The sequence below is a fragment of the Pedobacter quisquiliarum genome, assembly GCF_014642175.1.
GTDB classification, from domain to species: domain Bacteria; phylum Bacteroidota; class Bacteroidia; order Sphingobacteriales; family Sphingobacteriaceae; genus Pedobacter; species Pedobacter quisquiliarum.
Window position 1 is genome coordinate 339,123 of record NZ_BMIL01000002.1, and the last position, 13,153, is coordinate 352,275.

The following is a 13,153-nucleotide window of genomic DNA, read 5'->3' on the forward strand; positions in this document are numbered from 1 at the left end:
TAAGTTTACTATGCAGAAAACATTGAAAAACAACCTACAGGTCGGTTTAGGTCTGTCGCTATTAATCTTATTTATCACATCCCTGGCTTCCTACATCAGCATCCGCAATCTGGTGGAGAGTTCTGAGCTCGTTGCGCATAGTAATGATGTGATCTACAAGACCAACCAGATCATTTCACACCTTAAAGATGCAGAAACCGGTCAGCGGGGCTATCTGTTAACCGGTGAGGAGGTGTTCCTGGAGCCTACGGTGGGTGCTAAAGCGAAAGCCCTTGACCTCATCAATGAAGTTGCTGCGGAGACCAAAGACAATGCTTTTCAGCAGCAGAACCTGGAGAAACTGCATAGCATCGTAGATCGCCGCCTGGACATGATCATGCGGCTCATCGAGGTAAGATCTAAAGGGGGCAACATCAGCGTAAGCGCGCTGCTTGAAGGTAAAGACCTAATGGATAACGCCCGGGCCATTATCAAGATGATGCAGACGGAAGAGGCTAAAATCCTGCAGGCCCGCACAACAGAACTGAACAAGTTTGCTGGCTACACGCCCATCCTGATTATCATCGCAGCCATCATATCTATTTTCATTACCATCTATTTCTACCGTAAAGTCTACAAGGATTTCTACGCCAAGATGGAACTGCAACGTGCCTTACAGGAGAAAAACGACGAAATCGACTATCGGATCAGTGTAATCCGTGACCTGGCCAGCCAGATTTCTTCCGGTAATTACGACATCCGCCTGGATGACCAGCAAACCGACGGTTTGGGCAGCCTTACCGGGCACTTAAACGCTATGGCTGCCTCGCTTAAAAAATCATTTAGCCTGCTTGAAAACAAAGAGTGGCAACAAGCTGGTGTGGCTAAACTGAACGATAAGATGGTGGGCGAGAAAACCGTCCAACAGCTGACCAGCGACGTCCTGGAGAACATCGTTGAACACATCGACAGTCAGGTTGCTGCTTTCTATTTACTAGAACATAAGGAGTTGCATCTGGTGAGCAGCTTTGCGCTTGCCGAAGGACATGCGAAAGCTCGCGTAAAAATCGGGGAGGGACTTGCCGGACAGGCAGCAGATTCCAGGAAACTGATGGTCTTGCAGGATATCCCACAAGGTGATCTTACCATCAGCTTTAGTGCAGGCAGTACCGTTCCAAGGAATGTTGTTGCGGTACCTGTACGTCGTGATAGAACGGTCATCGGGGTGATGGAATTTGGTTCGCTGAATGCCTTTAACCCGCAACAGCTGGAGTTCCTGGAGAGTGTTGCACACAACATCGGCATTGCCATACACGTCGCGCAAAACCGGAAGAAACTGCAAGAGTTCCTGGAAGAAACACAAGCACAGACCGAAGAGCTACAAGCACAACACAGTGAACTGGAAGGTTTAAATGCTGAATTAGAGGCCCAGTCACAAAAAATTCAAACCTCTGAAGAGGAACTCCGCGTGCAGCAGGAAGAATTGCTGCAAAGCAATCAGGAGCTTGAAGAACGCACCAGTTTGCTGGAAGAGAAAAACCAGATGATCCAGGAGCGTAACCGCGATATTCAGCAGAAAGCAGAACAGCTGGAGCAGAGTACCAAGTACAAATCTGAATTCCTGGCGAATATGTCGCATGAGCTGCGTACACCGCTGAACTCGATCCTCCTGCTTTCTAAGCTGATGTCAGAAAACAATGACCTCGACAAAGAATACATCGAGTATGCAGAAGTTATTCAGAGCTCCGGACAAGGCCTATTGGGCTTAATCGACGAAATTCTGGATTTATCCAAGATTGAAGCCGGTAAAATGAAGCTGGAGTTTGCGGACGTGAACATCGCGGAAGTCGCCACAGACATGCGCTCGCTCTTCAACCCAATAGCCAAAAACAAACAGTTGCAGCTACTCGTAGAAGTGGATGAAGACGTAAAAACGCTTAATACAGACAAGATGCGTCTGGAGCAGGTGATCAAAAACCTGCTGTCGAACGCCATCAAATTCACCACCGTAGGGGAGGTTAGACTCAGCGTCGCCAAAGACGATAGCGGTAAAAAGATCCTGTTCAAAGTAACCGATACCGGTATCGGTATTCCGGAAAACAAGCAGAGCCTGATCTTCGAAGCTTTCCAACAAGCGGACGGTTCTACCCGCAGAAAATATGGCGGTACCGGCTTAGGACTGTCCATCAGTCGCGAGCTGGCCAAGTTGCTTGGCGGCGAAATTGAACTGACCAGCAAGGAAAATATCGGCAGTGAGTTTACCCTTGCTTTACCAATAAACAGAGCTGCGGCGGCGGAGGAAACCGGCTTTGCAGAGCCTGTAGTTGTGCATCAGGTATATCCGGAAAAGGTGGAAGAGCAGCTTCCGGAGCGCTACACGGTAACCAACATACCACAAGACGTAGAAGACGACCGGAACCACATTCAGCCGGGTGATAAAGTCATCCTGATCATTGAAGATGATACTAACTTCGCGAAAACGCTGCTGAACTTTACGCGTAAACGCGACTATAAAGGGGTCGTAGCCGTAAGGGGCGACGTCGGCATAGAGCTGGCAAACCACTATAAACCACTGGCAATCCTATTGGACATCCAGCTGCCGGTTAAAGACGGCTGGCAGGTGATGGAAGAGCTGAAAAGCAACCCGGCAACACGACCAATTCCCGTGCACATCATGTCGTCCATGGAGGTTAAGAAAGAAAGTCTGCTCCGCGGGGCCATAGATTTCATCAATAAACCGGTAGCCCTAGAGCACATGAGCCAGATCTTCCAGAAGCTAGAGCATGCGCTAAGCAGACATCCTAAAAAAGTGCTCATCGTTGAAGAAAACCGTCAGCATGCCGAAGCACTGAACTACTTCCTGAGCAATTACAACATTCAGACGCAGGTGGCCAACAACGTGAATGAAAGTATTGGCGCGCTGAGCAAGCAGGAGGTAGATTGTGTGATCCTGGATATGGGCGTTCCGGATACCAATGCTTATGAAACGCTGGAAACCATCAAGAAAACCAAGGGATTGGAGAACCTGCCGATCATCATCTTCACCGGCAAGAACCTGTCGAAAGGCGAGGAGGCGCGCATCAAACAATATGCAGACTCAATTGTCGTAAAAACCGCGCATTCTTATCAGCGCATTCTGGATGAAGCAGGCTTATTCCTGCACCTGGTAGAAGAACAGACGGCCGCAACAAAGCCAGGAAAACAGCTGCCAGAACGTTTTGGAGGGCTGTACGAAGTGCTAAACGATAAAACGGTGCTGATTGCGGACGATGATGTAAGAAACATCTTCTCCCTGACCAAAGCATTGGAGCAGCACAAGATGAAAGTGCTTGCCGCGACAGACGGAAAAGAAGCCCTGCAGGTGCTTAAAGAGAATCCGTTGGTGGACATTGTCTTGATGGATATGATGATGCCGGAGATGGATGGATATGAGACAACCAAGGAAATCCGCAAGATTCCAGCATACAAACAATTGCCAATTCTAGCTGTTACAGCCAAAGCAATGATGGGCGACCGCGAAAAATGTATTGCCGCAGGTGCTTCAGATTACATCTCGAAACCCGTAGATGTAGACCAACTGACCTCCCTGTTAAGGGTATGGTTGTATGACAAAGTTTAATTTGGCTTATTGATATGGCTAAGGATAAAATATTAATCGTAGATGATGATAACAGGAACATCTTTGCCCTTTCAGCAGTGCTGAAGGCAAGGAAGTACCGATGCATCTCCAGCACCAGCGGAGAAGACGCATTGGCCCTGTTAAAACAAGATAAAGAGATCGGCATCGTGTTGATGGACATGATGATGCCCGGTATGGACGGTTATCAGGCCATTGCAGAGATGCATGCAGATGATGACCTTAAAGACGTACCGGTTATTGCCGTAACGGCACAAGCCATGCTTGGCGACCGCGAGCGATGCCTGGAAGCAGGCGCAATGGGCTACGTATCGAAGCCAATCAATGTCGATACACTCACTGAAATTATCACTAAATACATCTGATTTGGAGGTTACCGTAATCACAGAGGAGCAGATAGATGCATTGCTGGCGGATTTGCTGGAGCGGTATGGCTACGATTTTACGGGCTATTCCAAAGCTTCGCTAAAGCGCCGCATACAGCGCCTTTACAGCCTCGATAAAGCCCTTAGCTTTGCGGAATTCAGGTTCAAGATTGCCAATGAGCCGCTTTATTTCAAGCGCTTTGTAGAGCAAATTACCGTCAACGTTACAGAAATGTTCCGTGATCCGACCTTCTTCAAAACGCTGCGGAATGAGGTATTGCCTAAACTGGGCACCTATCCTTTAATCCGCATCTGGATCGCAGGCTGTTCCACCGGCGAAGAAGCCTATTCCATGTGTATCCTTTTGCAAGAGCTCGGACTCCTGCAGAAATCGCTCGTGTATGCCACAGACTTGAACCCGGCTGTGCTGGAGAAAGCTGCGCAAGGCTTTTTCGGGCTAAGTCAGATGAAGCAATATTCCGAAAACTACATCCAATCCGGCGGCAGCAAAGAGTTTTCAAGTTATTACACCGCCAAGTACTCCCTGGCCAAGTTTAACGACGACCTGAGGAGTAAAATCATCTTTTCTACGCACAATCTGGTGTCTGACCGCTCTTTCAATGAGTTTCAGTTGATCCTCTGCCGGAACGTACTCATCTATTTCGACCGCGACCTGCAGAACAAAGTTATCGGTCTTTTTGATGACAGCCTTGAAGAGCTGGGCTACCTGGCGCTGGGCAGTAAAGAAACGATGGAGTTCTCTGGGGTGTCCAAGCGTTACCGCAGGCTCCCATCGGATAAAATCTGGAGGAAAATGAATTGATGAAAACGTGTGAAGCCTTGGTTATCGGTGGCTCCGCTGGGAGCCTGGACGTACTGCTGAAAGTGCTGCCGGATCTAAGGCCGGATCTGTCTTTCCCAATCATCATTGTCATTCACCGTAAACACGGCGCAGATTCCCTGTTGCCGGATTTGTTAAAAGGCCGTACCACGCTGAATGTTAAGGAAGTAGAGGAGAAGGAGCATATTCTAGCCGGTACAATCTATGTTGCGCCTTCAGATTATCACCTCCTCATTGAGCAGGATCGTACCTTCTCCTTAGACTCTTCCGAGAAGATCAATTATTCCCGGCCTTCCATAGATGTGACCTTCCAGACCGCTGCGGAAATCTACCAGGATAAGCTGGTTTGCATGTTGCTCTCGGGCTCAAATGCAGATGGGGTAAACGGACTTAAAGCGGTAAAAGCTTACGGCGGAAGGGCACTAATACAGAACCCTGCGGATGCGCAAGTGCCCTACATGCCCGCACAAGCGGCACAAAATGTTGTAATTGACGCATCATTAAATATTGAAGATACCGCAGAATTCATAAATTTGCTATCTTAGATTAAATTGAATTACATGAGCAAGGCAAAAAAAGTGTTTGTATTTGACGATAATGTTGACATACTAGACCTTTGTACAATCATTCTTGAAGACGCTGGTTATGAGATCAAAACATCGTCTACTTCAAACAATATCATTGAACAGGTATCTTCTTATGTGCCTGACATCATTTTCATGGACAACTGGTTGCCTGATGTTGGTGGCATAGACGCCACTAAAGAATTGAAAGCACATGCGGAGCTGTCGCACATTCCTGTAATCTACTTTTCTGCAAATAATGATGTAAAATCTTTGGCAGAACAGGCAGGCGCTGATGACTACCTGTCCAAACCATTTGATATCGAAGAGTTGGAGAAGATTATAAGTAAGTACTTATAATCCACCCAATACGTCTACCCCTTGTTGAAATACAATATCAACCGGGATACCTTTGTTATTCAATTTATCTAAATCCTGCTTCAATTCATTGCTGATCACAGCGTTTTCTGCCTGTGCCTTGGCTACTGCTGCATGATCACCATCTCCCTGAAGGGTTAGTATCATCTTGCTCAAACCATTCATGGCCTGCTCAAACTTCGCGTAATCGATCTTGTAAGTGCCATTTGTGCCTCTTAGGAAAGCACCCTGCTGCTTGAAATAGTTAAAGCACTGCATGTTTGCACGTCCATGGGCACTCGCAGCCCCGAAACGTACAGAACGAAGCAAACCTGCCATATACGTGGTGTAGTAGGTTTTAATATCACCCTGCAGTTCGCCAGCTTTCAGCATGTTGGTCACCATATAAAGGCCCAAAACATCTGCCTTACCTTCTTCCAACCAGGAGAATTGCTCTTTTAACGCATCTTTAACAAGCCCTTTCCCGTTCACAGTTTTCTTGATTCCAAGTCCGTGCGCGACTTCATGGAACATCACATTCGCAAAAAACGCGTCGAAGTTGATGTATTGTTGCTGTTCTTTGTCGATCAGCTCATTGGCAATCGGCACCAGAATTTTATCAAACTTCGCCTGCATGGCATTCTTCAACTGTGATCTTCTGGTTCCTTTTTTCTGCTGGATGATTGGGTCATTTGGCAGATTCACCGCGATGGTTTTCGATCCCGCGTTACAATCACCCGCATAGTAAACCACATCATAAGCATTCAGTTCAGAGTCTACACCTGGTTTCTCTTGCTTGTATTTTGCAGGTACGGGTAAGCCCTTTTGTAGGCCCGGTAGCAGACTTACATATTTCTCCAGACGTTTGCTCCATGCCTTATCTTTTACAAGCACATAAGCCTCGTAAGATGCACGGGCATTGAACATGTTGTCTTCGTAGTTTTCAATCGGACCAATAATAATGTCCAGCCCATTGTTTTTCATGTCCATCCAGGCTAAATCGCTGGCGGTATAATTATCAGAGGTCAACGCATCTGCGCGAAGGTTCAGGTAATTTTTCAGTCCTTCATCCTCCGCAATCAGCGCCGCCTGTTTAAGCAGGCTGGAAGCACGTTGTAGCTGTGTGGCGAACAGTTCATGATAAGGAACCGTCATCAGTTTGCCGGTAGAATCGCGGCGAACCACGCTGTATTGTCCGTACTTGTCTTTAAGATCTGATTTCTCCAGCTCTTCCTTGGTCATGTCGGCCGGGTAGAAAGAAGCGCCTGCAGGTTTCGCACCAATGCCGGCAATGAAAGGTTTGTTGTTATTCAGCCTATCCCATGGACCATAATTGATGCGGATGTATTCTTTGGCGCGGTCATCTTTTACCGCATTTAAAAGGCTGTCTTGTTGTGGGTAAGCCTGAAGCCAGAAAAGCTCGTCCATAATCTGTGCGGCCTGGATCAGTAAAGGCAGCATTTTACGCTCGGCCGTACTCAGCTGATTCAGGTTTGTGGTCAGCTTTACCGATTCGTAAGTTTTTATTCTGGCGTTAACATATTCCTGCAAACTGTCTGGCAGCACTACGGTATTTGTCTTTTTTTCTTCATTGCTAGCCGTGTTGGTACAGGCTTGCAGGCCTGCCGCCAATGCACATCCTGTTAGGAATAATGTTGTTTTATTAAATAATTTCATTCAATCTAATTTTCACGTATTGGAGGGTTCAAAATTAGTAATTATAGGCTTCCATAAAGAATAACTAGCCTGCTGCTAAAGAATAACATTCCTGCTGGCTGCATTGCTTAATAAATCTTACTTTCACATTTTTGAAAGCTGATATGAATAAACCCTACAAATTACTTTACTTACTGCTTATCCCAATCGTATTTACCGCTTGTTCAAGCAATAAATACGCCGCAACGAATAAGATATATAAACAACAGGCAGAAAATTTTGCAAACATCATTAAAGCGCTTCCGCCACCGGGCCAATTTATAGATTCTCTGAAACCAGAAGTGCAATCTTTTATTGGCTCCGTAAACTTTGGTATCCGGAAGCCAAACTTTGTGGTGATTCACCACACTGCACAAACGTCGCTCGACCAGACCATCAAAACCTTCACGCTGGCAAAAACAGGCGTTAGTGCGCATTATGTGGTGAGCCGCGATGGGAAAGTGGTTCAAATGGTGAACGACTATCTGCGCTCGCAGCATGCTGGCTTGGGTAAATGGGGGAATGACACAGACTTAAACTCTTCTTCCATCGGGATTGAGCTGGATAACAATGGTTCGGAAGCGTATTCCGAAGCACAGCTGAACAGCCTGCTGGGCTTACTGGCGACGCTAAAAAAGAAGTACAACATCCCGACTGCAAATTTCATCGGCCATGCCGATCTTGCACCAAAACGCAAACCTGATCCAAATAACTTCCCATGGAAAGTGCTTGCAGATCGCGGCTTCGGGTTATGGTATGATCAGGTGCTGAAAATGCCGCCACCAACATTTGATCCCATCTTAGCTTTAAGGATCATCGGTTATGATACCAGCAATGTTGGTGCAGCCGTAATTGCTTTTAAAAGGCACTTCCTGCCGACCGAAAAAGGCGAAGCGATTTCACCTGCGGTGCGTTTAGTGCTGTTTAACCTGTACCCGAAATACATGTAATTGCTTATTAAAGCCTCTTTGGCTAAAAAGATATTGCCCGTCTCATCCTGCATGAAGACGGGCTTTTTTATGAACTAAGCTGTCAGGCGGGATAAACACCCGCTGGATTTATATCAAGCCCAGAGGAGTTGCACATGAAACGCACAGCAAACGCACACATTTGTGGGTGCTGTGTGCGTCTCGTGTGCGCCTGGTGTGCGTTTCGTGTGCGTTTGACCCGAAGCTATCCATTGCTTAGGCGCAGGTTATGCATACGCGATTATAGCGCATAAAAAAAGAGGATGCTCAATTGATGAGACATCCTCTTATATATTTTAAGATAGTGCTTGTATCCTTATTTTTTCGCTTTAGCCCAGGCGTCTTTCAAACCTACAGTCTGATTAAAGACAAGCTTTTCAGGTGTTGAGTCGGTGTCCAGGCTGTAGTATCCTTTACGGATAAACTGATATCTGGCGTCTTGCTTTGCATCAGCAAGGTAAGGCTCGATAAATGCTTCTTTAATCACCTTAATGCTGTCCGGGTTCAGGTAATCTTTGAAGTCGCCCTCTTCGCTGTCCGGAGACTCTACGGTGAACAGGCGGTCGTAGATTCTGATTTCCGCTGTTTTCGCATGTGCTGCGCTAACCCAGTGAATGGTCCCTTTAACATTGATGCCGCTGGTATCTTCGCCGCTTTTTGATTCCGGGATGTAGCTGCAGTGGATTTCCGTAACGTTTCCGTTTTCGTCCTTTACGAAGTCTTCACATTTCACGATGTAAGCAAACTTCAGGCGCACCATAGCACCAGGTGCCAGGCGGAACCACTTTTTAGCAGGCTCTTCCATAAAATCTTCGCGCTCGATCCACAGTTCTTTGCTGAACGGGATTTCGCGGGTACCGCCTTTATCTTCCGCTTCCGGGTTGTTTTCACCGATAAGCACTTCAGATTGTCCTTCAGGGTAGTTCGTGATCACCATTTTGATTGGATCCAGAACAGCCATCACGCGGTTTGCGGTTTTATTCAGGTGTTCCCTAACGCAGAACTCCAGTAAGCTCAGTTCGATCAGGTTTTCTCTTTTGGCAATACCGATACGCTCGCAGAATTCGCGGATACTTTCAGGCGTGTAACCACGTCTGCGTAAGCCGCTGATTGTTGGCATCCTTGGATCATCCCATCCACTAACCACACCTTCATTAACCAATTGCAGTAATTTACGCTTACTCATCACCGTGTAGGTCAGGTTTAAACGTGCAAACTCGTATTGATGCGAAGGGAAGATGTTTAGTTTTTCAATAAACCAGTCGTACAGCTCACGGTGTGAAACGTACTCCAGTGTACATATAGAGTGTGTGATGCTTTCGATGCTGTCGCTTTGTCCGTGGGCAAAATCGTACATCGGGTAGATGCACCAGGTATTGCCGGTACGGTGGTGTTCCGCATGTTTGATGCGATAGATGATTGGATCACGCATCAGCATGTTCGGGCTGCTCATGTCGATTTTTGCACGTAAGGTGCAGGCACCGTCCGGGAACTCGCCATTGCGCATGCGGGTGAAAAGATCAAGGTTTTCCGCAACAGATCTGGAGCGGTACTGGCTGTCTGTTCCGGGCTCTGTTGGTGTACCTTTGGTTTGTGCAATCTCTTCAGCAGTGCTATGGTCAACATAAGCAAGGCCGGCTTCAATCAGCTGTACTGCAAATTTGTAAAGCTGCTCGAAGTAATCAGAAGTATATAGTTCATTTTTCCATTCAAAACCTAACCAGCGGATATCGGCTTGCTGGCTGTCTACGTATTCGGTTTTTTCAGTTACTGGATTGGTGTCGTCAAAACGAAGGTTGGTATAGCCGCCATATTTCTGGGTTAGGCCGAAGTTTAAGCAAATTGCTTTGGCGTGGCCAATATGTAAATACCCGTTTGGTTCCGGCGGGAAACGGGTGATCAGGGTCTCGTATTTTCCGCTTTGTAAATCGTTTTCAATGATTTCCTCAATAAAATTCAATGATCTTTCCTCACTCATAAAAACTGTTAATTTTTCTCCAAAGTTAATATAAAACCGCTAATTTACTTACTTTTACCATCCGCTATTCTAACTATTTATGAGCAAAACATTGAACAGGCCAATACGTGTTTTGGTGGCAAAAGTGGGCTTGGACGGCCATGATCGTGGGGCTAAGGTCATCGCGACTTCACTCCGGGATGCCGGGATGGAGGTCATCTATACGGGCCTAAGACAAACCCCTGAAATGGTGGTGAACGCTGCTTTGCAGGAAGACGTGGATGCCATCGGTATCTCCATACTTTCCGGTGCGCACATGACCGTTTTTCCAAAAATTATGGACATTATGAAACAAAAAGGGTTGGAAAATGTACTGGTTACTGGTGGCGGCATTATCCCGGAAGGGGATATGCAGAAGCTGAAGGACATCGGTGTGGGTGAATTGTTTGCACCCGGGACAACCATGGAGGCCATTACCACGTATATTACAAACTGGGTTACAGAAAACCGAAACTTTTAAAATGGAATACCAGAATCTACATACAGAATTAAAGGATAACACCTTATATGTAACGATCAACAGACCGTTGAAGTTAAATGCATTGAACCGTCAGACCTTGCAGGAGCTTGCAGCTGTGGTAACGTATGCCAATGAGACCCGCGAGGTGCTTGGTGTACTGCTTACTGGCGCTGGCGAAAAAGCTTTTGTTGCTGGTGCAGACATTTCGGAGTTTGCTGATTTTGACATTGAACAAGGTGCGCAGCTGGCCAGAGATGGGCAGAACAACGTATTTAATGCAATTGAAAGCAGCAGCAAACCCTTTGTGGCGGCGATCAATGGATTTGCTTTAGGGGGTGGATTGGAACTAGCCATGGCTTGTCACCTGCGTGTGGCTTCAGAAAACGCCAAGCTGGGCTTACCAGAAGTTACCCTGGGCCTGATTCCAGGTTACGGCGGGACGCAAAGATTAACCAAACTGGTAGGCAAAGGCCGGGCCTTTGAAATGATTGCTACGGCAGACATGATCAGCGCTGAAAAAGCGGAAAAAATAGGCTTGGTTAACTATGTTGTACCCGCTTCGGAGTTAATTGGCACGGCAGAAGGTTTGCTGAGCAAGATTAAACAACGTGCACCACAGGCTATCGCAGCAGCAATTACGGCTACAAATGCTGCCGTTGATGCAGCGACCAATGGCTATGACATTGAGATCAAAGCTTTTGCGGATTGTTTCGGAACGGCCGACTTCAAAGAGGGTGTTTCTGCATTCCTGGAAAAACGTAAACCAAGCTTCACAGGTAGTTAACACAAATCTTCACGAAACTTTACGTGAAAGTGTAGAAAAAATTTCCCAGTAATTTTTTTTCGTTATCTTTACTTCTGAATTTAGCGAGCTCATCCCTGCGTATGAAAAACATTTTGATTATTGACGACGAGGTTAATATTGGTTTACTTCTATCGAAGTTTTTAACCAAAAATGGCTTTCTCGTAGATGCGGTTACATCGGGTGCATCAGCAATGGAGCACCTTACCAGTAAACAGTACGATCTGGTCCTGTGTGATTACAGGCTGGACGATACCGATGGCCGTGAGTTATTGATAAAAATCAAAGCTAAATATCCGCAAACCTGTGTGATCATCATCACCGGGTATTCTGATGTTAAAATCGCCGTAGAGCTTATCAAACTAGGCGCTTTTGATTACATCACCAAGCCCCTTTATCCGGATGAAATTCTGGCGACCATCAATAAGGCGCTGGAAACACAAACAGCATTGGCAAGCGGTCAGAATGTTGAACCGCAGAAAGGTGCCAAGCAGCCCTATAATCAGGATGCAAACTTCATTGCAGGTCAAAGTCAGGCTTCTAAGGATCTTTTAAGACAAATTGAGCTTGTCGCTCCAACAACATACAGCGTTATTTTAACCGGTGAGAGTGGTACAGGTAAGGAATCTGTTGCCAAAGCCATTCACATGAACAGTCCGAGGAAAGATATGCCTTTCATTGCGATGGACTGTGGATCTTTGACAAAGGAACTTGCGGGTAGCGAGTTTTTCGGTCATGAAAAAGGCTCCTTTACCGGCGCACTTTATACTAAGATCGGACACTTTGAGATGGCGAATGGCGGAACGCTGTTCCTGGATGAGGTGGGTAACTTATCTTATGATATCCAGGCGGCACTGTTGCGTACCGTACAGGAGCGTAAGATTAAACGTATTGGTAGCACCAAGGAAATTGATCTGGACGTTCGCATTATTGTGGCGACGAATGAAAACCTGTCTGTTGCCATTCAACGTGGCAAGTTCAGGGAAGATCTTTATCATCGCTTCAACGAGTTTTCCATCAGCTTGCCGCCCTTAAGTCAGCGTGGCAAGGATATCCTTGTTTTCGCACATACTTTTCTGCAGCTTGCAAACAAAGAGCTGAACAAAAATGTTCAGTCATTCTCAACGGAAGTTGAGGAGTGTTTTCTGACCTACAACTGGCCTGGTAACGTAAGGGAACTGAAGAACGTCATCAGACGTGCAGCACTCCTTTCTGAAGGATCTGAGATCCAGCTGAAGGCTTTGCCACTGGAAATCTCAACCTACGCCAAGAGTGCGATCATTGAGACCAGCATTCAGCGTACCGACCGGCCGAGGGATTTGAAGAATGCTGCATTTGAAGCAGAATACGCAGCGATTTTAAATGTACTGCGGGAGGTGAACTTCAACAAAACGAAGGCAGCTAAAATTCTGAACATCGATCGGAAAACACTTTACAATAAAATGAAAGCCATCAATCTGGATACCTAA

Annotated in this window: 11 protein-coding genes; 9 read left to right on the plus strand and 2 right to left on the minus strand. The window is 46.5% G+C overall.

Features of this window, described 5'->3' with window-relative positions:
- Window positions 1-22: 22 nt before the first annotated feature.
- Genes IEW69_RS03910 through IEW69_RS03930 form a run of 5 tightly spaced genes read left to right on the plus strand, consistent with a single transcriptional unit; the run spans window position 23 to window position 5,745 of the window.
- Entirely contained in the window at window positions 23-3,598 is a 3,576-nt protein-coding gene (locus tag IEW69_RS03910; RefSeq protein WP_308420557.1) for a response regulator, read from the plus strand.
- Window positions 3,599-3,612: 14 nt separating this feature from the next.
- Complete coding sequence (locus tag IEW69_RS03915; RefSeq protein WP_188625519.1) at window positions 3,613-3,981, plus strand: response regulator; 369 nt, start codon at window positions 3,613-3,615, stop codon at window positions 3,979-3,981.
- Window position 3,982: 1 nt separating this feature from the next.
- A complete protein-coding gene (locus IEW69_RS03920; RefSeq protein WP_373284093.1) occupies window positions 3,983-4,804 on the plus strand; it encodes a CheR family methyltransferase in 822 nt (273 codons plus the stop codon).
- Window positions 4,804-5,367, plus strand: a complete 564-nt coding sequence (locus IEW69_RS03925; protein ID WP_188625521.1) for a chemotaxis protein CheB — start codon at window positions 4,804-4,806, stop codon at window positions 5,365-5,367. The genes IEW69_RS03920 and IEW69_RS03925 overlap by 1 nt, the downstream gene beginning before the upstream one ends.
- A 15-nt stretch (window positions 5,368-5,382) precedes the next feature.
- Window positions 5,383-5,745 carry a response regulator gene (locus tag IEW69_RS03930; RefSeq protein ID WP_188625522.1) on the plus strand — a complete coding sequence of 121 codons (363 nt, stop codon included), beginning with the start codon at window positions 5,383-5,385 and terminating at the stop codon, window positions 5,743-5,745.
- Here the strand turns inward: IEW69_RS03930 and IEW69_RS03935 are convergent.
- Window positions 5,740-7,419: a dipeptidyl-peptidase 3 family protein gene (locus IEW69_RS03935; protein WP_188625523.1), complete on the minus strand. Its 1,680-nt coding sequence runs from the start codon at window positions 7,417-7,419 to the stop codon at window positions 5,740-5,742. The genes IEW69_RS03930 and IEW69_RS03935 overlap by 6 nt on opposite strands.
- A 143-nt stretch (window positions 7,420-7,562) precedes the next feature.
- Here IEW69_RS03935 and IEW69_RS03940 point away from each other — a divergent pair, with 143 nt between their 5' ends.
- Window positions 7,563-8,387: an N-acetylmuramoyl-L-alanine amidase gene (locus tag IEW69_RS03940; protein ID WP_188625524.1), complete on the plus strand. Its 825-nt coding sequence runs from the start codon at window positions 7,563-7,565 to the stop codon at window positions 8,385-8,387.
- A gap of 334 nt (window positions 8,388-8,721) precedes the next feature.
- Here IEW69_RS03940 and IEW69_RS03945 read toward each other — a convergent pair whose 3' ends face one another.
- Complete coding sequence (locus IEW69_RS03945; RefSeq protein WP_188625525.1) at window positions 8,722-10,383, minus strand: glutamine--tRNA ligase/YqeY domain fusion protein; 1,662 nt, start codon at window positions 10,381-10,383, stop codon at window positions 8,722-8,724.
- A 79-nt stretch (window positions 10,384-10,462) separates the two neighbouring features.
- On the opposite strand from IEW69_RS03945, the gene IEW69_RS03950 reads away from it, so the two are divergent.
- The 3 genes from IEW69_RS03950 to IEW69_RS03960 all read left to right on the plus strand — a co-directional run bounded on the left by IEW69_RS03950 (window position 10,463) and on the right by IEW69_RS03960 (window position 13,153).
- Complete coding sequence (locus tag IEW69_RS03950) at window positions 10,463-10,882, plus strand: cobalamin B12-binding domain-containing protein (RefSeq protein ID WP_188625526.1); 420 nt, start codon at window positions 10,463-10,465, stop codon at window positions 10,880-10,882.
- A 1-nt stretch (window position 10,883) separates the two neighbouring features.
- Window positions 10,884-11,666 (plus strand): enoyl-CoA hydratase/isomerase family protein, encoded by a 783-nt coding sequence (locus tag IEW69_RS03955; protein ID WP_188625527.1) that lies wholly within the window; start codon window positions 10,884-10,886, stop codon window positions 11,664-11,666.
- A 101-nt stretch (window positions 11,667-11,767) separates the two neighbouring features.
- Window positions 11,768-13,153, plus strand: coding sequence for a sigma-54-dependent transcriptional regulator (locus IEW69_RS03960; RefSeq protein WP_188625528.1), 1,386 nt, complete (start codon window positions 11,768-11,770; stop codon window positions 13,151-13,153).

Bases quoted from the DNA above. Each gene is read 5' to 3' on its own strand.
- IEW69_RS03915 (WP_188625519.1), top strand. From the start codon at position 3,613: ATGGCTAAGGATAAAATATTAATCGTAGATGATGATAACAGGAACATC.
- IEW69_RS03925 (WP_188625521.1), top strand. From the start codon at position 4,804: ATGAAAACGTGTGAAGCCTTGGTTATCGGTGGCTCCGCTGGGAGCCTG.
- IEW69_RS03930 (WP_188625522.1), top strand. From the start codon at position 5,383: ATGAGCAAGGCAAAAAAAGTGTTTGTATTTGACGATAATGTTGACATA.
- IEW69_RS03935 (WP_188625523.1), bottom strand. From the start codon at position 7,419: ATGAAATTATTTAATAAAACAACATTATTCCTAACAGGATGTGCATTG.
- IEW69_RS03940 (WP_188625524.1), top strand. From the start codon at position 7,563: ATGAATAAACCCTACAAATTACTTTACTTACTGCTTATCCCAATCGTA.
- IEW69_RS03945 (WP_188625525.1), bottom strand. From the start codon at position 10,383: ATGAGTGAGGAAAGATCATTGAATTTTATTGAGGAAATCATTGAAAAC.
- IEW69_RS03950 (WP_188625526.1), top strand. From the start codon at position 10,463: ATGAGCAAAACATTGAACAGGCCAATACGTGTTTTGGTGGCAAAAGTG.
- IEW69_RS03955 (WP_188625527.1), top strand. From the start codon at position 10,884: ATGGAATACCAGAATCTACATACAGAATTAAAGGATAACACCTTATAT.
- IEW69_RS03960 (WP_188625528.1), top strand. From the start codon at position 11,768: ATGAAAAACATTTTGATTATTGACGACGAGGTTAATATTGGTTTACTT.